The sequence below is a fragment of the Methylobacterium sp. WSM2598 genome (assembly GCF_000379105.1).
Lineage (GTDB): Bacteria > Pseudomonadota > Alphaproteobacteria > Rhizobiales > Beijerinckiaceae > Methylobacterium.
In genome coordinates this window covers 3,842,288-3,863,867 of the sequence record NZ_KB900609.1, presented here as the reverse complement: position 1 = coordinate 3,863,867, position 21,580 = coordinate 3,842,288, and the positions used below count along the sequence as shown (strand labels likewise).

General features: G+C 66.6%; 24 protein-coding genes and 1 pseudogene. 16 read left to right on the top strand and 9 right to left on the bottom strand.

What is annotated here, in order from left to right:
- The first annotated feature begins 2 nt into the window (after positions 1–2).
- From MET2598_RS0118480 to MET2598_RS0118415, 14 genes are all read left to right on the top strand, one after another.
- Positions 3–545, top strand: a complete 543-nt coding sequence (locus MET2598_RS0118480; protein WP_018261882.1) for a DUF1833 family protein — start codon at positions 3–5, stop codon at positions 543–545.
- 10 nt (positions 546–555) lie between these two features.
- Positions 556–855 (top strand): hypothetical protein, encoded by a 300-nt coding sequence (locus MET2598_RS0118475; RefSeq protein WP_018261881.1) that lies wholly within the window; start codon positions 556–558, stop codon positions 853–855.
- Positions 822–1,253, top strand: coding sequence for an NlpC/P60 family protein (locus tag MET2598_RS0118470; RefSeq protein ID WP_018261880.1), 432 nt, complete (start codon positions 822–824; stop codon positions 1,251–1,253). The genes MET2598_RS0118475 and MET2598_RS0118470 overlap by 34 nt, the downstream gene beginning before the upstream one ends.
- 353 nt (positions 1,254–1,606) lie before the next feature.
- Entirely contained in the window at positions 1,607–5,401 is a 3,795-nt protein-coding gene (locus MET2598_RS0118465; protein ID WP_236728754.1) for a host specificity factor TipJ family phage tail protein, read from the top strand.
- Positions 5,398–5,628: a hypothetical protein gene (locus tag MET2598_RS0118460; RefSeq protein WP_018261878.1), complete on the top strand. Its 231-nt coding sequence runs from the start codon at positions 5,398–5,400 to the stop codon at positions 5,626–5,628. The genes MET2598_RS0118465 and MET2598_RS0118460 overlap by 4 nt, the downstream gene beginning before the upstream one ends.
- Entirely contained in the window at positions 5,621–5,818 is a 198-nt protein-coding gene (locus MET2598_RS0118455) for a hypothetical protein (RefSeq protein ID WP_018261877.1), read from the top strand. The genes MET2598_RS0118460 and MET2598_RS0118455 overlap by 8 nt, the downstream gene beginning before the upstream one ends.
- 73 nt (positions 5,819–5,891) lie before the next feature.
- On the top strand, positions 5,892–8,321 hold the full coding sequence (locus tag MET2598_RS0118450; protein WP_018261876.1) for a sialate O-acetylesterase: 2,430 nt from the start codon (positions 5,892–5,894) through the stop codon (positions 8,319–8,321).
- A gap of 12 nt (positions 8,322–8,333) precedes the next feature.
- Positions 8,334–9,620 carry a phage head spike fiber domain-containing protein gene (locus tag MET2598_RS0118445; protein ID WP_018261875.1) on the top strand — a complete coding sequence of 429 codons (1,287 nt, stop codon included), beginning with the start codon at positions 8,334–8,336 and terminating at the stop codon, positions 9,618–9,620.
- A gap of 10 nt (positions 9,621–9,630) precedes the next feature.
- A complete protein-coding gene (locus tag MET2598_RS36865; RefSeq protein WP_018261874.1) occupies positions 9,631–10,545 on the top strand; it encodes a hypothetical protein in 915 nt (304 codons plus the stop codon).
- A gap of 24 nt (positions 10,546–10,569) precedes the next feature.
- Entirely contained in the window at positions 10,570–11,502 is a 933-nt protein-coding gene (locus tag MET2598_RS0118435; protein WP_018261873.1) for a hypothetical protein, read from the top strand.
- 74 nt (positions 11,503–11,576) lie between these two features.
- The gene (locus MET2598_RS38170; protein WP_018261872.1) at positions 11,577–12,302 is read left to right on the top strand and encodes a hypothetical protein; all 726 of its coding nucleotides are present in this window, start codon (positions 11,577–11,579) and stop codon (positions 12,300–12,302) included.
- A 39-nt stretch (positions 12,303–12,341) separates the two neighbouring features.
- On the top strand, positions 12,342–12,755 hold the full coding sequence (locus MET2598_RS0118425; RefSeq protein ID WP_018261871.1) for a hypothetical protein: 414 nt from the start codon (positions 12,342–12,344) through the stop codon (positions 12,753–12,755).
- A 20-nt stretch (positions 12,756–12,775) separates the two neighbouring features.
- Positions 12,776–12,988 (top strand): hypothetical protein, encoded by a 213-nt coding sequence (locus MET2598_RS0118420; protein ID WP_018261870.1) that lies wholly within the window; start codon positions 12,776–12,778, stop codon positions 12,986–12,988.
- Positions 12,988–13,533: a hypothetical protein gene (locus MET2598_RS0118415; protein ID WP_018261869.1), complete on the top strand. Its 546-nt coding sequence runs from the start codon at positions 12,988–12,990 to the stop codon at positions 13,531–13,533. Before MET2598_RS0118420 ends, MET2598_RS0118415 begins: the two co-directional genes overlap by 1 nt.
- 635 nt (positions 13,534–14,168) lie before the next feature.
- Here the strand turns inward: MET2598_RS0118415 and MET2598_RS41315 are convergent.
- The 7 genes from MET2598_RS41315 to MET2598_RS41305 form a co-directional block, all read right to left on the bottom strand.
- Complete coding sequence (locus MET2598_RS41315; protein ID WP_157182202.1) at positions 14,169–14,870, bottom strand: hypothetical protein; 702 nt, start codon at positions 14,868–14,870, stop codon at positions 14,169–14,171.
- 70 nt (positions 14,871–14,940) lie between these two features.
- Complete coding sequence (locus tag MET2598_RS36855) at positions 14,941–15,387, bottom strand: hypothetical protein (protein ID WP_236728753.1); 447 nt, start codon at positions 15,385–15,387, stop codon at positions 14,941–14,943.
- Positions 15,387–15,992: a hypothetical protein gene (locus MET2598_RS41310; protein WP_157182201.1), complete on the bottom strand. Its 606-nt coding sequence runs from the start codon at positions 15,990–15,992 to the stop codon at positions 15,387–15,389. The genes MET2598_RS36855 and MET2598_RS41310 overlap by 1 nt, the downstream gene beginning before the upstream one ends.
- A gap of 105 nt (positions 15,993–16,097) precedes the next feature.
- Entirely contained in the window at positions 16,098–16,328 is a 231-nt protein-coding gene (locus MET2598_RS0118405; RefSeq protein ID WP_018261868.1) for a hypothetical protein, read from the bottom strand.
- Positions 16,325–16,561, bottom strand: a complete 237-nt coding sequence (locus tag MET2598_RS0118400; protein WP_018261867.1) for a hypothetical protein — start codon at positions 16,559–16,561, stop codon at positions 16,325–16,327. The genes MET2598_RS0118405 and MET2598_RS0118400 overlap by 4 nt, the downstream gene beginning before the upstream one ends.
- Before the next feature lie 82 nt (positions 16,562–16,643).
- Complete coding sequence (locus MET2598_RS0118395) at positions 16,644–16,901, bottom strand: hypothetical protein (RefSeq protein ID WP_018261866.1); 258 nt, start codon at positions 16,899–16,901, stop codon at positions 16,644–16,646.
- Positions 16,902–16,953: 52 nt separating this feature from the next.
- Positions 16,954–17,799, bottom strand: coding sequence for a hypothetical protein (locus tag MET2598_RS41305; protein WP_157182200.1), 846 nt, complete (start codon positions 17,797–17,799; stop codon positions 16,954–16,956).
- 20 nt (positions 17,800–17,819) lie between these two features.
- On the opposite strand from MET2598_RS41305, the gene MET2598_RS41300 reads away from it, so the two are divergent.
- Positions 17,820–18,038, top strand: coding sequence for a hypothetical protein (locus tag MET2598_RS41300; RefSeq protein ID WP_157182199.1), 219 nt, complete (start codon positions 17,820–17,822; stop codon positions 18,036–18,038).
- Positions 18,039–18,388: 350 nt separating this feature from the next.
- Positions 18,389–19,521, top strand: a protein-coding gene (locus tag MET2598_RS0118380) for an IS3 family transposase (RefSeq protein ID WP_236728644.1) whose coding sequence is annotated in 2 segments (ribosomal slippage) — positions 18,389–18,653 and positions 18,653–19,521 — 1,134 coding nt in all. Because the reading frame shifts where the segments join, the coding sequence is not laid out codon by codon here.
- A 585-nt stretch (positions 19,522–20,106) separates the two neighbouring features.
- Here MET2598_RS0118380 and MET2598_RS43790 read toward each other — a convergent pair.
- Together MET2598_RS43790 and MET2598_RS36845 are read right to left on the bottom strand one after the other, a co-directional pair.
- A pseudogene (locus tag MET2598_RS43790) lies at positions 20,107–20,535 on the bottom strand (integrase core domain-containing protein); the annotation flags it as partial.
- A gap of 66 nt (positions 20,536–20,601) precedes the next feature.
- Positions 20,602–21,580 (bottom strand): IS256-like element ISMtsp13 family transposase (locus MET2598_RS36845; RefSeq protein ID WP_036270435.1); only part of this gene is annotated, 979 nt, incomplete at its 5' end.

Genomic DNA, 21,580 nt, shown 5'->3' with positions numbered 1-21,580 from the left:
CCGTGCCGATCACCTCGAACCGCGCGTGGGAGGAGGCCGCGGCCACCGTGGACGCGCACCAGCGGATCCTCCCCACGCTGGAATTCCTGCACTCGACCTTCGTCGAGAACGGCGCGCCGGCCCCGATCCGGGCCGTTCAGAATACGGAGGACATGGCATTCACGCTTGAGGCCGAGGCGCCGCTGAACTCCGGCGAGACGGTCACCTTCAAGGGCATCCCCTTCGGCGTCGAGTATCCCCGGATCGACAAGTTGGGCGTCGAGGCCCCGATCTGGCTCGACAACGTGAACCGCGAGGTAGGGCGCTTCCTTGAGCCGGCCGCCCGGCTCAACGAACCGGTGGTCTGCATCTTCCGCGGCTACCTGCTGTCGGATCCCACCACGGTCGGGCACGGTCCCTTCCGGCTCCAATTGCGGAGCGTCAGGCGCAGGGGCGCGCGCCTCGAAGGTTCGCTCGTCATCAGCGACCCGACGAAGCTGCGCGTCATGCGCGAGATCTACGATCAGATTAGGTTTCCGGCGCTCATGGTGGTGGCGGGAGCGTAAGGAGCAAGTCATGACCCAGCAGGAAATCGACTCGATCGCCCGGAAATACTGCAAGCTGCTCGGGCTCGACCCGGACAAGGAAATCGTCGGCAACGATCCGCAATGCCCGGAGGGGACGCGCGTCGCCCCGATGTGGTGGTGGCAGGTCAGCCGGGTGAAGCAGGCCCTCGCGCTCCGCCTCGCGATCGATAGCGTGCTGCCTGCCAGCGTGACGCTCGCCCCCGGCACCGTGGGCCGCGAGCACCTCGCCCCCGACCTCGCACAGCCCGTCACCGCATGCACGACCGCCTCGCCCTCCTCGACGCACTGATCGGCCGGCCCTATCGCGTCGGGGCGACCGGCCCGGACGCGTTCGACTGCTACGGGCTCGCCCGGCACGTCCAGGCCACCGTGTACGGGACCGAGATGCCGGCGCTGGCCTACACGGCCGCCACCACCCGCGAGCAGGCCGAGGCCATGCTGGCGCACCCGGAGCGGGCCCGCTGGACCGAGGTCTCGGACGCGCAGGCCCGGGACGGCGACCTCGTCCTGATGGGGAACGTGATCCGCCGCGACTTCCACCTCGGGACCTTCGTGGTGCCCGTGACGGCCGGCGTGATCCTCCACGTCGACCAGGGCCGCGGGGTCGTCGCCGACGACCTCCCGGCGCTCCGGAGCATCGGCTTCGTCTACACCCGCCTCTTCCGCCGCACCGCTGAGCCATGCTGAACCACGCCGCCGTCCACCGCCTCGACCAGGACGATGACGCGCGCCGCGGCCCGCCGCCGGCGGCCGTGCGGGTGCGGCGCGTGCTGCAGCTGATCGACGCCGAGGTGGGAGGAGACGGCGCTGACGCCCAGGTGCTGCCGATGGCCGAGGCGGACGCCGTGATGGGCGAGACCGTCGCGGCCTACCTCGACCGGGTGGCCTGGCGCTTCGAACTTCCGACGGTCTGCCGCATCAACGGCGCCTACTACGGCCGTGACGAGTGGGCGAGCACGGCGATCGCGCTCAACGACAACGTCGAGTTCGTCTCGCGCCCGCTCGGCGGCGGCTCGGGCGGGTCCTCGGGCAAGAGCATCATGGCGATCGTCGGCATGATCGCCCTGACGGCGCTTGCGCCGTACGCCGTGGCCGCGGTGGGGATCCCCGCACTCGGAATGGCGGCCGGATCGCTAACCGCGCTCGGGAGCCTCGCGTCGGCCGCTATCGTCGGAGCGGGCGCCTTCCTGATCAGCCATTTCCTCCAGCCGAAGGCCGGTGGGAAGTCACAGGCCGATCCGCTCTACAACTTCAGCCTCCAGGGCAATCAGGCCCGGCCGATGCAGCCGATCCCGGTCCTCAACGGACGGGTGCGGTTCGCGCCGGAATACGCCGCGCCGACCTACAGCGAATACAGCGGCGATCAGATGATCGACTACGCGCTGTTCGGGTTGACGTGCGGGGAAATGGACGTCGAGGAGATCCAGATCGGGGACACGTCGATCTGGACCGCGGCCGGCGGCTACAATGCCGATTATCCCGGCATCGAGATCCAGATCGTGCCGCCGGGCCAGCAGGTCACGCTCTACCCGGTCAACGTCGTGTCGGCCGGCGAGCTGCAGGGCGCTGAGCTGACCACGACCTACACGCCGGGCATCATCGTCAACGCCGCGGGCACGCTGGCGCGCGAGCTGATCTTCGACTTCATGTGGGGGAACGGCGCGTACCGGACCGGCGACAAGGGCCAGACGCTCGCCGCGTCGACGCAAATCGAGATCCGGATCCGCGCGGTGGACGATGCCGGCGCGCCGACCGGCCCGTGGCAGGAGGTGTGGAGCAAGATCTACACCCAGGCCAAGCAGACCCAGATCCGCGTCACCGAGCGCTTCCCCGTGCCGGGCGCGCGCTACGAGGTCTCGGTCAAGCGGGTGAACCCGCCGCTCACCGACACCAGCCGCGGCCAGGACGCCGTGGCTTGGACGGCTGCGCGCGCGTCGATCGACGGCCCGAACAGCTTTCCCCGCCTCACCACGCTTGCGGTCAAGGGCACCGGCAACAAGCAGAACTCGGGCGTCTCGGGCGGGCAGCTGCGCGTCATCGGCACGCGGCGCCTCCCCGTCTGGGATCTCCAGGCGCAGCAGTTCATCACCAAGCCCACCCGCTCGATCGCGTGGGCGGCGCTCGACTGGTGGCGCAACAGCGACTATTCGGCCGGGTTGTCCGTGTCGAATGTCGATCTCGCGGCGTTCATTGCGTACGACCAGCTGTGGTCGTCGCTCGGCCACACGTTCGATTTCCGGTTCACGGAAGTTCAGACGCTGGACGAGGTTCTCGAAACCATTCTCAAGGCTGGGCGCGCCTTCCCGGCGCCGGTGGGCGACAAGTTGACGATTACTCGCGATCAGCCCCGCGGCCTCGCGCGTATGCTGTTCACGGACAACGATATTGTCGCCGGCTCGCTGGAGATCGACTACGCGCTGGCCGACGAGGCGTGGGCAGACGGCATCGTCGGCGAGTACGTCGATCAGTCCACCTGGAGGCTCGCCGAGGTGTCGTCGGCCCCGGACGGGGTGGTGCTGACGAACCCCGCGCGCGTGCAGCTGCAGGGCGTCGTCGGCCGCACGCAGGCGACCGGTATGGTCCGGATGATGGCGGCCGAGAGCCAATACCGGCGCGTCACCGTCTCGTGGACGGCCCGGATGGAGGGGCGCCTGCTCAAGCGGGGCGACCTCGTCAGGATCTCGACGGAGGAGCCCGAAACCTGGGGGGCGAGCCACGAGATCATCTCGGTCGCCAACTCGGGCTTCAACCTGACCCTCGACCCCGTGCCCGACTGGAATCAGGCCGGCACGAACTGGATCGAGATCAGGATGCGGGACGGCCGGCCGTTCGGGCCGGTGCGGGTCACTCGCGGCCGCGTGGACGCCGAGGCGATCGTCAACGCCAACGATGCCGCCAGCGCGGCCTCCGCGGCCAGCGGCGCCTACGGCTACCCGGTGAGCCTCGCGGACGCGGTCGCCCGGTCCTCGACCCAGGAGGCGCCGTGGGTGGCGTTCAGCCCGGGGCAGCAGCGGTCGTATCCGGTGCTCATCACCGAGGGCACCCCGGACCAGGACGGCGAGCACATTGCGCTCAAGGGCGTGCTGGACGCGCCCGAGGTCTACACGACCACCGAGAGCGGCGTGCCCCCGCTGCTCCAAATTCCCGACCTGTTCAGCAGCGCGCTGCCGACGATCCTCGGCCTGTACGCGATGATCACCCAGCAGCAGGCGCACCTCGTGCTGTCGGCCGGCTGGCAGCCCGCGCGCAACGCCGTCTACTACGAATGCACGCTCAGCTACGACGGCGGCGCCACGTGGGCGGCGATCATGCGGACCGATTCCTCGACCTTCGAGGCCGTGGTCGGCGCGAGCCCCAACATGCGCTTCCGGGTGCGCGGCGTGACGCCGAACGGCGTGCCGGGCGGCTGGAGCGTGGTCGAAGTCACCGCGCCGGATCTGGAGATCGACGGCGACCTGTTCGCGGACCTCTCCATCCGCATCGAGAAGATGTCGGAGCAGCTGCAGCGCGACATCAATTCGATCAACGACCTCGGGCGCGGGCTGCTCGCCCTCGACACCGACACCGGCAACGTCGCCATTGACCTCGCGCACGACACCATCCGCGGCGGCCTCCGGCAGCTGGCCGCGGCTACCGAGCGCCTGGCCGCGGCCGCCGCGACCCAGACCACGAACGACTACGAGCAGCGTCGGCTGATCAAGGTTGGCAACAGCGCCAACTTCGCCGCCATCGAGCGGGAGGAGATCGCGCGCACGTCCGCCGACGAGTCCCTGGCCTCGGTCCAGACCGCGCTCGCCGCCCGGCTCACCCTGGACGAGGGCAGCATTGTCGGCAACGCCACGGCGATCCAGGGCCTGTCCTCGCGCGTCACGAGCGCCGAGGGGACGATCACCGCCCAGGCGCTCTCGATCACCGCCCTCAGCTCGCGCATCGACAGCACCGACCTGTCCCTGTCCGGGCAGGCCACGGCCATCCAGGGCCTCACCACCCGGGTGACCCTGAATGAGCAGGGGATCTCGTCCGTCTCCCAGCAGGTGACCGCGCTGCAGAGCACGATCGCGGACGCGCAGGGCAACATCACCGCCAACGCCCAGGCGATCAACACGCTCACCGCCCAGACGGCGAACATCAACGGCACGCTGAGCGCCCAGGCCACGCAGCTGAACGTGCTCAGCACGACGCTCGGCGGCCACACCGCGACCCTGACGGAATACGGGGCCTCGATCGACGGTGTGCGGGCGCAGTACGGCGTGACGCTCGACCTCGACGGGCAGACCGGCGGCTTCGTGCTCTCGGGCGCGCGCCGGCTGGACGGCTCGGCGGCGTTCACCTTCGGCATCCGCGGCGACCTGTTCGTGGACGGCACGATCACGGGCCGCGCCCTGGCCGCCCAGGATCTGATCGTGGCCTCCGCCCAGATCGGCCACCTCGTGGTTGGCACGGGCAACCTCGCGAACCGCTCGGTGACCCAGACCGCGTTCTCGACCACGGTCGCCGCCTCGACCGACGCGGTTATCCAGACCCGGGTCGACAACGCCCAAGTCGTCATCGACGCCTTCTTCGGCGGGTCGGGCGGCACGCGCTTCCGGTACGGGTTCGCCAACCCCGGCAACCTGAACGTCTACCGCAATGGCGTCCTGATCGGGCAGATCCCGACCCAGGTGTCGTATTTCTGGAGCCAGAGCATCACGGACAACTACGTCTACTTCCTCGCCACGCCGCTCCCGCTGCAGGACATCCCCGGCCCGGCCGGGATCTATACCTACACCGTGCAGAACGACAACACGGGCGGGATCGGCGGCGTGTCCATCCGCGTGACGGAGCTGACAAGATGAGCTTTGGCCCCCCGGAGCGGGACGCCCCTCAACTGTTCGTACGGTACGACGAGGCCGGGAACATCACGGGCAAGGGCGTCATGAGCGCCGCCCTGATCGAGGCCGAGCGCCAGGCGCGGGGCGGGATCATCGCCGCCGACGGCCACTGGCTCACCCACTACGTCGACCTCACCACCGATCCCCCGCAGGTGCGGGAGAAGCCGAGCCAAGGAGCGAGCAATGGCTAAGATCAAGGTGACCCTCGTCCAGGACGCCACCAACCGCGTTGTCGCGGTGCGCGTGGGCGAGGCCGAGATCGCGGTGATGCACGCCGGCCCGGCCGTCGGCGCGGGCACCATGAACCTCGCCCTGGTGATCGAGAACGTCGACATCGCCTACGCCCAGGTCGATGCGCCGAAGGCCGTCCCGGCCGAGTAATCGCGAGAGGCGGCGCGACGCCGCCTCCGCCCAGGCCGTCGAGATCATCGTCTCCGGAAGTTGAGACCCCCACATGGCTGAACCTGCTAACTCGGTCGCGGTCGCGGCCGGGTCCCTCGTCGTGACCGGCACGCTGACGTCGTTCGTGGCGGCCCAGAACGACCTGTTCGTGGCGGGCGGCGCCGTTGGCCTGATCGCCAGCCGGGAAAGCACCACGCACCTGACGCTGGCGCAGCCGTGGCGCGGGCCGAGCCTGTCGGGCGAGGTGGCGTGGGGCATCCTCTCGCTCGGCGAATACTGGCGGTCGGCGATCACGATCAGCCAGAAGATGCAGGCGCTCGTGTCCCTCTGGGAGGGCACCGGGCTGCTACACTGGAATGCGTCCGGCACGCTGGCCGAGCGCGACGGCTACAACAACCAGCCGGCCGGCTTCATCTATCTCGCGACCAGCCCGCTGCCCTGGCGCCTGTACGTGAAGCAGGCCAACACGAACTCGGCGGCCGACTGGAGCCCCGGGCAGGCGATCGGCGAGACCGGTCAGGCAGTCTGGGACGACGCCCTCACGCAGGAGCGCAACGAGCGCTCGGCCGCGGACGCGGGCCTGGACGCGCGCCTCGACGTGCTGGAGAGCGGGGCGGGCTCGATCGCCGGGATCCGTGTCGACCTGGACGCGGAGGTCGCCAGGGCGACCGCGAAGGACAGCACCCACGACAGCCTGCTCACGGGTCTGCGCACGGACCTGACGGCCGAGACCACGACCCGGGCGGCCTCGGACAGCACCCTCGACGGGCGCATCACGACCGAGGTGGCGGCCCGCGCGGCCGGCGACGCCACGCTCGACGCGAAGATCACGACCGAGGCCTCGACCCGCTCGACCGCGGATGTCGCGCTCGGCGCGCGCATCGACATCGAGACCTCGGCCCGCACGTCGGCCGACGCCGCGCTGGGCGGCCGGATCGACACGGAGATCTCGGACCGGGCGGCCGCGGACGCGGTCGTGAAGAAGGCCGCGGACCTGCTCACGGAGAGCACCGCCCAGGCGTTCGACGCGGTCGACGCCGACATCGCGGACACCGCCGCCGCCCTGCAGGTGGACACCGCGGAGCGGGACGACGATCACGCGGCCGGGCTGCTGCGCGAGATCGTGCTCGACCATATCCGGCCGCCGGCACTGCAATACGCCTACCTCGGGCAGCAGGACGGCTCGGCGGACATCACCAAGGTGGTCGCGCTGCCGCACGCCCGGCGCGTGCTCACGATCTACCCGATCATGGGGCAGTCGCTCGCGGAGGCCTCCACCTCCGGCCCGACGCTCTGGAACGCGATCTCGCTGCCCTACCCGCACCGGGCGCTGATGCCCGACACGGCGCTCCACCCGGACTACGCCGCCACCGCCATGGTGCCGCTGGTCGAGCAGCAGAGCCCGAACCGCCCCTACGAGAGCATGGCGTCCGGGTTCGCCAATCACCTGCTGCGCGACATCGACGCCATCCTGCCGGGCACGGACTGCCAGATCGGCGTCTTCATCACGGCGCTGGGCGGCCGGAACTACTCGGCGCTCAAGCGGGGCTCGCCGACGTGGCTGCGCTACCTCGCCACCCTGGAGGGGCTGGTCCGCTGGGCCCTGTCGCAGGGCTACGACGAGGTGGTGGTCCCGGGCATCCTCTGGGTGCAGGGCGAGGCCGAGGGCCTGGGCCCCGGGCGCGACCGCTACCGCGCAATGCTCTGGCAGCTGCAACGCGACCTCCAGGCCGACACGCAGCGCGTCACCGGGCAGCGCGAGCCGGTGATGCTGTTCCTGTCCCAGACCAACGAGGTCGAGAGCTACAGCTACCCGCAGAGCGGCGTGCGCGTGCAGGAGGAGCAGCTGCAGGCCGCGGCGTGGCACCCCTACGTGCGGCTCGTCGGGCCGATCTATCAGTTCCCGCAGTCGGCCGACAAAGTCCACAAGACCGGCACCGGCGCGAACTACATGGGCCAGATGTTCGCCCGCGCGGTGCTGGCGGAGATCTACGGCGCCGGGTGGCGCCCGCTTGAGATCCTCGACGCCTACGTCACCCCCGGGGCCGGCGGCGCGCTCAACCGCATCCTGCTGCCCTGCCACGTCCCGGTCGAGCCGCTCGTGCTCGACGTGTCGGGGACCACGATCTCGCTGACCGGCATGGGCTCGACGCTCGGCTTCAACGCCTACGCGCCGGACGCGACCGCGGTCACGATCTCGTCCGTGTCGGTCGCCCAGGCCTCCACGGACAACAACTACCGCCCGACCATCCAAATCGACTTCGCCGCGGCGTTCACGGTGCCCTGGATCCGGCTCAACTACGCCTGCAACCGCGATCCCTCGGCGAGCTACGACGACGGCCCGATCCTGGGCGCGCGCGGCTGCGTCCGCGACAGCGCGCGGCACCTCAACCTCTACAACGGGTCATCGCACCACAACTGGCTGCCGCAGTCATCGCGCCGCGTCGTCTGCAACCCGGCCCCGGCCGGCACCTTCGGCTAACCCGAGGACACCATGGCACTTGCTCTCCCGAGGCTCGGGTTCGCCTCGCCCGCTGGCGCGACCCTGGACCTCGACTTCCGCCGCCGCCGGGCCAGCATCGCCGCCGCGTCAGGGGCGCTCGCGCGCACGCCGCTCGACGCCGCCGGGCTCACGATGGGGCGCGCGACGAACGGGTACTCGCCCGGGCCGACCGGCATCCTGCGGCAGGCGACGAGCAACACCCTCCGCTTCGTCAACCATCCCCGCACGGGCGCGCCCCTCGGCTACCTGTCCGAGCAGGCGGTGTTCAACCAGTTCCTGCAGTCGGGCGATCTCTCGACCGCGGCCTGGGGGCGCAACGGCGTCAACCCGGTCCTCAACGCCCGCAGCAACGTGTTCGGCCAGCGCGCCGCCGCGCTGATCCTCGACACGACGGGCAGCCCGGGATCCCTGCAGCAGAACTGGCTCTCGATGCCGACGAGCGGGGGCTACTGCATCTCGGTGTACGCGGCCCCCTACGACGGGCGCGTGCTCACCGTGACGGGCTTCCTGACCGGGTCCGGCGCGCCCTACCGCTACTGCACCTTTGACCTCCTGACCGGCACCGTGCTCAGCAAGTCCGGCACGGACCTCGTACCGTTCTGCCTGCCCGGACCCGCCGGATACTGGCTGTGCGGGCACTACGCCTACAACACCAGCGGGTCGAACGGCATCGGGGTGATGTTCGAGCGCAACGCCTCGGGCACCGGCCTTTCGGCGGGCACGGGCATCTACCTCGATGCGCCGATGCTCACGATGCTGCCGCAGCCGACCTCCTACATCCCGACCGGCGCGGCGGCGGGCCTGCGCGACGCCGACAGCCTGACGCTGCCGATCGGCGCGTGGTTCACGGCCGGGAGCGGGACGATCATCTGGGAGGGCACGCTCGACGGGACGGCGGGCGAGATCCAGACCTTGCTCAGGATCACCGGACCGAACCCGATCACCGTGCAGAAGCGGTTCCACTCGACGCTCGGCACCTACATCACGGCGGACGACGGCAAGGGGCACGAGTGCCAGCTGTTCGGCGTCGCGCCGTTCTCGGCCGTCCGCCTCGCATTCTCCTACGGCGGCGCCGGGATGATCGGCGTCAAGAGCGGCGGCGGCCGCAACTACCTCGGCGGCGACGCGGTCACGGCGGCGTTCACGCTGCCCGGCGGCGCGGCCAACCTGGAAATCGCGCACGCTGGCGGCTCGCAGCAGCTGAACGGGGTCACGGGGCGGCTGGCCTACTCGCCCCTCACCCTCGACGCCGCCGGCCTGACCCGCCTCGTCGCCTAACGGACACCCCATGACCCGCATCCTCGCGGCGCTCGCGCTCGCGCTCTCCCTGCTCGCCCCCTCGCTGGCCCTCGGCCAGGGCGCGGACCTCGGCACGTCGGCCACCTCCGGGGCCGCCCCGTCCTCGCTGCGGCCCGGACAGGTGGTGGTCAACCGAGCCGACCGTGTCCTGTACTACTCGCGGTCGGACGGGACGGTCGGAGCCGCCCCCCTCGATGGCGGGGCGAGCTTCCGCAACCGGGTCACCAACGGCGCCTTCACGATCAACCAGCGCGCGGTGACCGGCACCGTGACCCTGGCGGCCGGCGCCTACGGCCACGACCGCTGGAAGGCGGGGACCGGCGGCGCGACCTACACGTTCTCGACCGCGGCCAACGGCGACGTCACGCTGACGATCACCGCCGGCACGCTCCTCCAGATCATCACGGCCGACATGGTGCACGCTGGCGGCTCCTACCGGCTGTCCTGGAGCGGCACCGCCCAGGGCCGGGTCCACCAGGGCACCCCGGGTGCCTACGCCGCTGGTCCGATCACCGCCACCCTGTCGGCGGGCATCAACACGACCGTCGAGTTCGGGACCGGCACGCTCTCGCTCGTGCAACTGGAGCCGGGCACGGTCGTGACCGCCTTCGAGCGCCGAGGCGACGAGCAGCAGCGCTGCGACCGCTTCCTCCAGTTCCACTCGCTCACCGCGCGCTGGACCTCGTTCGCGGCCTCGCAGTCGATGGAGGTGCACGTCACCCACCGCGTGCCGATGCGCGCGATCCCGACCCCGACGCTGGTCGCGGCCGGCGGCCGATCGAACGTGTCGGGCGTCTCGGTCATCGCCTTCGACCAGTATAGCAGCCGCTTCCAGATCAACTCGTCGTCCGGCGCGGACACTTACGCCATCGGCGACAAGTGGCTGCTGTCGGCCGAGCCCTGATCCCCCAATCCCGAGGATTTTCCCATGCCCGCAAGCCTCGACCGGCAGGCGTTCTTCGCGGCCGTCCGCAAGGCGCCCTTCGGCGGCTCGCTCACGCCTTCGCAGGCCGAGGGGATCGGCGTCGTGCTGGACCTCGCGCCGGCCGAGATGCTGACCTCGGCGCTCGCCTACTGCTTCGCGACGGCCTTCCACGAGACCGGCCGCAAGATGCAGCCGACCGCGGAGAACCTGAACTACTCCTCGGCGGCGCGCATCCGCGCTGTGTGGCCGAGCCGCTTCCCGACGCTCGCCAGCGCCGAGCCCTACGTGCGCAACCCGCGCGCCCTGGCGAACAAGGTCTACGGCGGGCGCCTGGGCAACACCGGGCCCGACGACGGCTGGACCTACCGCGGCATGGGGCTGGTCCAGGCCACCGGCAAGGACAACGCCCGCCGCTGCACCACGCGCCTGCGGGCGCTCGGCTACATCAGGCCGGGCGACGACCTCGTGGCCACGCCCGAGATGATGCTCACCGAGCCGACCGCGGCGGCCATGCTGTTCGTCGGCCTCACGGACGGCTGGTACACGGGGAAGAAGCTGTCCGACTTCTTCGGTCCGCCCGGATCCGGCCGGGAGAACCCGATCGCCGCGCGCGCGATGGTGAACCCGGACGGCAACGGGCCGCTGATCGCGACCTACCACAGCGCCTTCAAGGCGGCGCTCGTCGCGGCCGGCCACAATCCCGGACCGCCTGGGTCGGTCATCGTCGCCACCGCCCCGCCGGCCGTCGCCGCGCAGGTCACGTCCGGCGCGCCGATCCCGCCCGTGCCGGTCAACACCGGCGCGCCGGACATCAAGCCGGTGGTCGAGGCCGCGGCCCGCGCCGCCGAGGCCGCCTACCCACCGCCGGTCGCGGGCCCGGCGAAGACCGGCGCGCTGGTCGCGTGGCTCAAGAGCTGGTTCGGCAAGGCCGCCTAACCCAACCATCCGGAAATTCCGGACAGTTCACCCGCGCCGGCCGTGCCCGCCGCGCACCACATCGAGAGAATTCCATGACCCGCATGCTCCCGCTCGCGGCGCTCGCGCTCGCCTGCCTCGCCGCTCCCGCCCTCGCGGCCGCCGTTCCACCCGAGACCTGCGCCGACTGCCCGCTGCGGGGCGGCAACCCCGCTCATGGCCTCGGCTTCGGTCTCGTGCTCCTGGCCGGCGTCGCGCTGGCCGTGGGCGCGGGTGTGGCGCTCGTGCAGCGCTTGCCGATCGCCGGCGTTGCCGTGCTGATGCTGCTCGCCCTGGCGGGCTCAGCCTTCGCCGCCGAGGTCGCGACCGCCGGCACCACCGCCGTGATCATTCCCTGGGGCGATTACATCGTGGCCGCGGCGCAGATGCTGACCAGCATCCTGGTGCCGTTCCTGACCGCGCTCATCATGGGCGTGGTCGCGAAGCTGTTCCCGATCGCCCGCATGTTCATCACCGAGGCGCTGGTCGAGCGGACGCTGCAGAAGTGGTTCGACTATGGGGTCAACGCGACCCGCGGCGCGACGAAGGACGCCACGGTCTCGGTCCCGGTCGGCTCCGCCATCGTCGCGAGCGCCCTGCAGCGCGGCGTGGTTCGGGCGGACGCCTCGACGGTGAGCAAGTGGGTCATGGACAAGGCCGGCGGCCCCGTCGAGGTCGCCCATAAGCTGTTCCGGATGCTGAAGCTGGAGGAGGGGGGCACGGCAGCGGCTGTCGTGGAGCCGGCGCTCGACGCTCTGTCCGGCGTGGTGGTGAAGCGTTGAGCCGAGCGGGCATGGCCGATGCCTGTGGGAGACCCATCTGTGCTGGATAGCGCACTGTCGAAGATCCTTGAGCAGGGCGTCACCGGCGCCCTGCTGGTGATCCTCCTCCTCGCGATCGGGTATCTCCAGCGTAAGCGCGACAGCGACGCTGAGGCCCGGCTGAAGGAGGCCCGCGAGACACTGGTCACGGCGGCCGAGACGAACCGTGTGCTCTCGGGGATCAAGGACACCCTGGGGGGCGTGGCGCAAAGCCTGAACTTCCTCACCGTGACCGTGCAAACGATCGACGGCAACGCCCGGAGCGCGCTGGCCTCACAGACCGACCGGGACCAGCGCGTCGAGCGGATGATCGAGGCCAATGGCGATGTAATCCGCGACATTCAGGCGGCGGCTGAAAGAAACAAGGGCCTGATCGAACGGGCCGTCTCGGCGTTGGAAGGCAGGGGGCGCTAACCTTGGGAGCGTTCTCCGCCATGTGGAACTACATTACCGGCCGGACGGCCGAGCGGGAAGCCCAGCAGGCCTTGGTCAGCGCGGCTCTGCGAGCGGAGCGTGCCGAGACCGTGCGCCAGATCCACGACATTGAGGTTCAGGCCGAGCAGATCGCCGGGGCCGATACGCTGATGATGCGCCATCTGGCACGGGCCGTCGAAGTCGCGGGCAGGGGTAGGAAGGTCGGCAAGTAATGCAGTTTTTCCGATACCGGGCCCTGATCGTGATATTCGTGATCGTGGCACTCTACGTGGTTGTGGTTCGCATCACGCCAATCAGGCCAAGGGGCGAGGGGCTGAGGGCCATCTTCCTGATCCTATCGGGCTGGGGCATGTTTGCCTACTGGCGGCCGTTCAGGAAGGCAATGTTGACCGAGGGATGGCCAAGCGGCCCTTACCTCTACGCGGTCATGATTTTCCTGTTCTGCGCGGGCATCAACATCAACTGCGCCACCGCCCTGCTGTGGCGGCTCTCGGGTCAGCCCGCCCACCTCGTCAACAACCCAATCTACGACTTCTGGGTCGTGCTCGGGATCATCGCGGTTGCCATCGCCGTAACTGTGCCCGACCTCTTCGGCCCCGACGTGCCGCCCCGCGACAAGCTGCAGCTCGGCACGGTGTGGCTGATCATGTTCGTCATGGTGTCCTACCTCGTGCTGGTGCGGCCCGACCTCGGGGACTTCGCCGACGCGCTCCGCCCGCTCACGGACCGCGGATACGAGTACGAGGACCCAAAGTAGCCTGCCACGCCTTCGCCCCTGACGAGCCCGCCCGGCATCCCGAGGCGGGCTTTTTCGTCTCCCAGGCGCAGCCCCTCAAGCATTACGTCGGTGGGGGTTCGGCGATCGCCTCAAGCAGGAGCAGGACAGCTCCGATCCGTTGGCCTACAGGTCCTACCCAAGGCCACTGACACTGCGCAGCTTGAGAAGTTCAAGCAAGCCGCCCGCGAACTCGGGACGGACCACGACCCGGAGTACTTCAAGCAGGTGGTGAGGCGAATCGAAGGCGTTTCATGCACCACATAGGAAGTCTGATGGGGTGTCGAGCGGCGTTAATCCAAAGCACGGGGGCGAGGGTGGCGGGGATTAAAGGCGCGGCGGCGCGCAATCTCTTCTCTCTTACGAACGTGCCGCGTTTTTTGAGCGCGCTTCGACTTGAGATTTATCGATCCCGTTTCCGATGGGGATTTACTCTCGGCTGGTCGAGTGCTTGGCTGCTGTGCGCGTGCATCGTTTTTATCCTTCGTGCTTTCTCGTAATATAAATTTAATATTGGAAACCTCTACAAGAATAAATTTGAGTGTCTCATCTGTATTGGGGCTCTCTTTCTGAAGCCTGAGACCTTCCCTCGCAATATCGGTCTGTTCTCTGGAAAGCTAGGTTTGCTCGCGGGCCAGATCGCGGGCCTCCAGCGTGGCCGTGGTTCCAATATGTGTATAGATGAGCGCCGCCAATCCAATAGCGAAGGTTAAAAATTCGATTGCGCTGCCACCGAATCCGACCACTTTCTTGGCAATCGAACCGATCCGTGGGTCGACATAAGCAAGTTTTTCCACGGCCTGCTGTGGCGTTATTCTGTTGGCAGAAACATCTTCTGCAATACGCGCAAGTGCCGCGACCATCGCATAAGTAATATCTGGCGCTTCTAAGATCTTTACGGCATCTGAGGTCAAATCAAATAAGCCGTCTGCGACCTTTGCGCCGTATTTCTTGCACTCGGGACAGCTTTCTTCATTGTCTCTAGAGAAGAAGCGTGGCGTTGCAATATCGTAGTTTCTGGACGGAAATACTGCTTTGCAGTTAGGACATTGAGCGGGGAGTGGCGGCCCATTGCGGGTCCACCCGACGGTTGTCTTCCGCGTTACTTCGGTTCCCAGCTTCGGGTCGTTGGTAATGCGAGTGCCTTCAACACGTGCGTATCCATCTCCGGATATATCAAATGGTCGGACAACGTTATCGAAGGCGAGTCGATTAGCGGTAAATTCCGAGTTATGTGCCGATATTCCTACATCAAAGCCGCTGATTCGAACGTCTCTGAGGGTTACGCCCCGACTATTCTCAAGCCTGATCGCCGGCACTTTGTCCTCTCCCGCAGGCTTTCTAGCAGCTGCAGGTTAGCCGGAACGGCCCGCTCCGCAAGCTAAGCCATCACCATTCGGTTGTGCAAAATGGCTCGCGCCATAGTTGCGCGTCCCGGATGCGGGTTTGCAAGGTACATAATCGCATTTTCATTTCAGCCCTCATCCACCCGCGTATCGTCGGTCCCAGCGACGCGATGGCTCGCCGGCAGCGTCCCGGCCGAACCCACCCCCAACCCGTGCGCTTCCGGAGCCGCGCGTAGATCCCGACCACGTCCCGCATGGCGCCGACCTGCTTGGACCCGCAGGCCGAGCAGCGCAGGTGCAGGGCGATGTCGGGGAAGGGGAGGCCGGGCGGGAAGCGGTCGGTGCTGATCGTCGCCTCGTGGCCGCAGTCGGTCGCGTTGCAGTGGACCAAGGCCGTGCGGTCGTCCTCGGCGCGCAGCTCCGCGAGGGTCGGGGGCGGGATCCCGCGGCCCTGCTCATCGTAGGCGCGGCGGGGGTTGCGGCATATCATTAGGTTCTATCGCTCGCCGCTGAAATCTGTCGCATCTGTCGTTTCTCGCACAATTGCGCTGCAAGACCATCGTCAACACCGGGGAGAATTCTCTGAATGTCGCCCGGTTTGACATCGGACATATCCGGATGGATAGCGCGTATTTTGATGATTGCTTTATCGTCGATACTTGGTAATTTTCGATAAAGATCGAGGGCATCTGCATAATTTTTCGCACAAGGTTCGGTGACTAGGTATGAAAATATTTTGTCTCGATAGTCGCCTGACTGATAGATAGGACCGTAAATACTAAAATTGACTGCAGCACCCTCCTCAAGCATATTCGCCTTCTTATCCCGTCTAACATACAGCAGATGCACAATCTCATGGGCAAGCTGACAAAGCCCCTGGGGTTCGTCGTTCAAAACACGGTAATTTAGTGCGATCGCTACTTCATTCGGATCCCGATCAAAAAATCTTATATGCGGTCCATTATTCTCAAGTATCACTCTGGAAAATTGGTACCCATCCAAATCAGACTTGGGACCATATAGCTCCTGAACTTTTTTATAGAGATGATCAAACTGAGATAATATCCTTGCAAAAACGGGGTTTTCTGCACTCATTGCATGCCTCAGTGCTAACTGAACATCCAAAACACCGCGCCGCGGTACCGCCCCGGCTTGCGCTTCCAAGAGGTCCAGAGGTCGGGTCGCGGGTGCGGCGGGTGATCAGTGGCTATCGACCGCGGCCTGCGCCCGGCGCCGCCACGCCTTCGGTGGTGGGGCCTCAGCGTGCGCCTGGCCCAGCGTTTCCAGCCACGCCGCAACGCTCGCCGGGATCTCTGCCTCGCCGCTCGCCCAGCGCCGGACGAGGCGGTCGTCGCACTCCAGGGTCTCGGCCAGCCCGCGCTGAGACCAACGCAGGAGGCCGAGACACTCGCGGAAACGGTCGGGCGTCACGGACCGATCAGCTTGATGAAGGCGGCACCGGCGCCGAACAGCGCCGCGCCCGCCGCCATGCTGGACATCACGATTTGCCAGGGAGCGAGCATGCGATCGCGCTCCAGCTTCGAAGCCTCGGCGATCAGCTTGCGCTGCTCGGCGGCGAACTTCTGGGTCTCCTCCTGGGAGCGGAGGATGCGAGCGACCTGCTCGGCGATATCAAGAGAGGCGGGGGCGGAAGAGTTGGCCATCGGGGTTCATCCCTCAATCCGGCCGGGGCATCGCCCTCAGTCATGTCCGCAATGTGCGGACTCTCTCGTTGGGTGTCAAGGCTCATGCTGGGCGCGCCAGCAGGATGGCCGTCCGAACGGCCATCTGCTTCTGCGCCTTGGCCGCCTCGGCCCGGGCCAGCACCTCACGCGCGTATGGGTTCGCCAGGACCACCGCGGCGAGGTCGAGCGCCACGCCCTTCGCGATCAGGCGCATGCCGGGCGTGGGATCGTCCAGGTACTCACGGACGGCCGCGTCGAGCTGCTCGTCAGTGACGTGCTTGAGCTTGTACAGCTCGCCGATGGTGGGGGTATCAGCCACGTACGAGCTCTCAGGTTATGTTGCTATACGTGGACGCATTGACGGTTGCTATCTAAACGCTGCCGGCGGCCGCAACGGCTGCTTTTCGCGCTTCCATCGCCTCTCTCCTTGTTATTAGATGTTTTTCTAATTTATTCATTGAATTTACTACGCGTGATAATTCTGTGTGGAGTGTTTTTTCCCTCCATCTCGCATCAAATATTTCGTAATCCTTGAAGACTTTTATTACGTCCTCCGGGTACTGTTTTACTCTCGGGTCCATATGGGTGTGTTTGCCTTGGTGTAGATTTCTGATCAGATGACATAGCTCCATCAATAGGTCTTGAGCATGCTGTAATTTGCCAAGTTCTATGGCGTCCATAATAAATCTCGACAAGATAAGGAGAGAGGCCCGCGCCTGAACGGATGAATGTTCGTCCAGTCTTGGAATATTATTGATATTACCAAATCGTGACCAGACGCAATCCATAGGATGCATAACTGGTATCGTAATTTGACGATCAGTTGCCCAATCTCGACCGGTCAGCCGAACGCGCCTTTTAACCAGTTGCTGCCGATCTACACCTGCAACCTGATTCATAAAGTCGATAACGATTGACCTGTCCATAAGTACAGCCACCACGCTGGCTGCGCTTGGGGTAAAATCGTCTATTGTCGCTTTTCGAGCCTTTGCATTGAGCTCACTTACAAGCCGCTTAACGGCAGCCTCGTTGCGAAAAAAATCCAGATCTTTGCTGGTCAGCGGCCCGCGCGAAAATAGATCCGGTATATGTGGCCTATAATGCTCGGCCCATATACTTATAGCTTGGCCGCCAATAACAATAGCATCGTCCTGTTCTACTATTGACAGTAGACGCAGGACGATCTCAGCCGGCAGATGGTCAGAAGTTGACCCCAACTAGAATTTTAGGTTGCTTGGTGGATTTCCTGATCACCGATTGCTGTGATCCGAAAACTAGGCAGGTCAAGTGCGCCAAAAAAGTGATTCTCGGCCTGAAGCTCGGCGGCGCTCACCTCGCCGGAAGCAAGTCGAGCGGCATCAATGTCGCGCGCGCGCTGTTTCTCTTCAGCGCGCTCACGGCCAATCAGTCGGAGCAGTTCGCGTTCCATCCGAGTGGTCCCTCGCCCACACCCTGAGGCTACCTCCGAACCCTTACGAATTGCAAACGGTTCCGGCGCTCTCAGGGTGCGAAGGTGGTGTGTGTGTGTCCTACAACCCGCGCCTTACCCTTTCACCGACGGCGGCGCTAGAGGGTGCGTAGGCACACACATCGAATTGCCTACGCCAATCTCCGTCTTCGTTACCGGCGCCGGTAACGTCGCTCTCACCGCCCGAACTCCCACACCGCCACGCCCCGGCTCCTCGCCACTCGGCGCTCCGGTTCAGGGAGATGAGGGTAGAGAGGTGGCTCGGAGGATCTGCACAGCGGGGCTGAGTGGAGTTTCTGCCTGACGGCGGCCAGGATGGCCGCGGATCAGGAGCGACGATGAGCAAGCGACAGCGCCGGAACCACGCCCCGGCCTTCAAGGCCAAGGTGGCTCTGGCCGCCCTGCGGGGTGAGAAGACGCTGGCCGAACTGGCCCAGCAGTTCGATGTCCACCCCAACCAGATCACGGCTTGGAAGGCCCAGCTTCTCGAAGGGGCTGCCGGGGTGTTCGGAGCCGCGTCCCGGTCGGAGAGCACACCGGCCATCGACGTGAAGACGCTGCACGCCAAGATCGGCGAGTTGACGCTGACCAACGATTTTTTGTCCGGCGCGCTCGGCAAAGCCGGTCTGCTGAGCGCAAAGCGATGATCGATCGCGGGCATGATCTCCCGATCGCCAAACAGGCCAAGGCGCTCGGGATCAGCCGGGGCAGCGTCTACTACCTGTCGCGCCCAGTCCCGGCTGCCGATCTCGGCGTGATGCGGCGGATGGACGAGTTGCATCTCGAACTTCCCTTCGCGGGAAGCCGGATGCTGCGCGACCTTCTGAACAAAGAGGGCATCGCGATCGGCCGCTGTCATGTCGCGACGCTGATGAAGCGCCTGAGCATCGACGCACTCTACCGCAAGCCGAGCACCTCGAAGCCTGCGCCGGGGCACAAGGTCTACCCGTATCTCTTGCGCGGGTTGACGATCGACCGACCCAATCAAATCTGGGCCATGGACATCACCTACGTTCCGATGGCGCGTGGGTTCGTCTACTTGGCGGCCGTGATTGATTGGTACAGCCGCCGGGTCCTGTCCTGGCGGCTGTCGATCACCATGGAGGCCGACGTCTGCGTCGAAGCTTTGGAGGAAGCGCTCGCCCGGCACGGCAGGCCAGAGATCTTCAATACGGACCAGGGCTCGCAGTTCACCAGCCACGCCTTCACCCGCGTGTTGCGGGAGGCGGGGATCGCCATCAGCATGGACGGCAGAGGCGCGTGGCGCGACAACGTCTTCGTCGAACGGCTGTGGCGGTCGGTCAAGTACGAGGAGATCTACTTGCGGGCTTACGACACCGTCAGCACGGCGCGCGCTTCGATCGGTCGGTACCTCGTCTTCTACAACGGACGAAGGCCCCATTCGAGCCTTGACCGGCGCACCCCCGACCAAGCCTACTTCGACAGGCGGCCGCATCCCGCGGCCGCCTGAACCCGGCAGGATATCCACTTATCCAAGCCCACGTCGCTGTTCAGACAAACCGAGCCACCTCTTAGCGGTCCACCAGGGCCGCGGCCTCGACCCGCCCGACGACGATGTCCAGTAGCCCGCCCGGCCCGCCGTGTCCGCTGCAGCGGGCTTTTCCATGCCGGCAGTGTTCACGCGTGGTCCGCTCGGCGGTTGCCAAACCATCAGTGCGCGCGGCGTGAAAGCCCCGATTGCGCTCTCTCGGTTTGGCAACCGCTCCATTGATGATGTTCGAGATTTAGTGCGAAACAACATCTTCGTAATGAGAGGGTCGGGGGTTCGAATCCCTCTTGCGGCACCAGCTTTCCCATTTCAGCAGAAGCATTTACGCTTGGCAAGCGGATCCGATTAGGATCCGCTTTCAGGTTCGTGTGAACCCATTGTGGGCTGCTGAACCCGCAGTCGGCCGACCTCCAGCGCCCGAGAGGCGCGCTGCAGGTGATTCGGCGATAGCTTCGCGTAGACCCGTTGCGTGATCGCATCGTCGCTATGGCCCAGGTAGGTGGCGATCTCGGTCATGGTCGCGCCATCCTCCGCCATCCAGACGGTGTCTGGATGCGAGACCTCCTTGGCGCCGGCAACAACCTTGAGCGCTGCGGGGAGTGCGTCCGGATCAGGCGGCCTAGTGACGGGCTTGGCCAACTCCGGCTTCGCCTTCAGCCGCTCGCGCAGGACCCTGTCCGGTGAGCGCCCCTTCAGGACACGCTGACGGCGACCGTTGTAGGCCAGGTTGAAGCCGGCCAGCACTGTTTCAAGATCCTGATGGCTGTAGAGCGTGATACCCAGCACTTCACGCTGCACACGCCCGTTGAAGCGCTCCACCATCCCGTTCGTGCGCGGCGTATAGGGCCGCGTGGTGCGATGCGCGATCGTGTGCTGCCGGCAGGCTGCCTCGAAATCATCCGCGGTGAAGCAGGAGCCGCGATCCGTCAGCAGGTGCGTGACCCGGAAAGGTAAGGCCGCGAGCGCCTCCTCCAGGTCGTGTCCCCAGGCGTGGTGTAGCTGCGGCGTGGCCACCACGGTCACCGGGCGGGGCCGGGACGATCAGGCTGCCAGGGTGGGCAGGCTGACAAGAGGATCATCGCTGATCGGGGCGATGCTTTCCAGGGTCAGGTAGCGGGCGCGCTGGACGGCCCACTCGTCGTTCTGTTCGAGCAGGAGCGCGCCGACCAAGCGGNNNATGGCCGCCTCATTGGGGAAGATGCCGACCACCTCGGTGCGCCGCTTGATCTCGCCGTTGAGGCGCTCCAGCGGGTTCGTGCTGTGAAGCTTGACCCGGTGGGCGGCCGGGAAGCCCATGTAGGCCAGCACGTCGGGTTCCGCCTCATCCATCAGGGCTGCGAGCTTGGGCACCTTGGGTCGGAGTTGGTCGGCCACGCGTCGCCATTGCTGACGGGCGGCCTCGGCGTCGTCCTGGGCGAAGGCGGTGGCGATGAAGGCCGACACGACGCGCCGCCCGCTGCGGCCAGCGTGGGCGAGCACGGTCCTCATGAAGTGGACGCGGCACCGCTGCCAAGTCGCGTTCATCACCTTGGCGACCGACGCCTTGAGGCCCGTGTGGGCGTCCGAGATCACCAGCTTCACGCCGCGCAGGCCGCGGCGCGCCAGCTTGCGCAGGAACCCGGTCCAGAACGTCTCGGCCTCGGAGGGGCCAATGTCCATGCCGAGCACTTCCCGCCGGCCGTCGCTGTTCACGCCCACCGCCACGATCACGGCGACGGAGACGATGCGCCCGGCTTGGCGCACCTTCACGGAGGTCGCATCGATCCAGAGATAGGGCCACTCCCCCTCGAGCGGCCGGTCGAGGAACGCGCCCACGCGCTCGTCGATCTCCTGGCAGAGCCGGCTGACCTGGCTCTTGGACACGCCCGTGCCGCCCATGGCTTGGACGAGGTCATCCACCGAGCGGGTCGAGATGCCCTGGATGTAGGCCTCCTGGATCACCGCCGTGAGTGCCTTCTCGGCCATCCGGCGCGGCTCCAGGAAAGCCGGGAAGTACGAGCCCTTGCGCAGCTTGGGGATG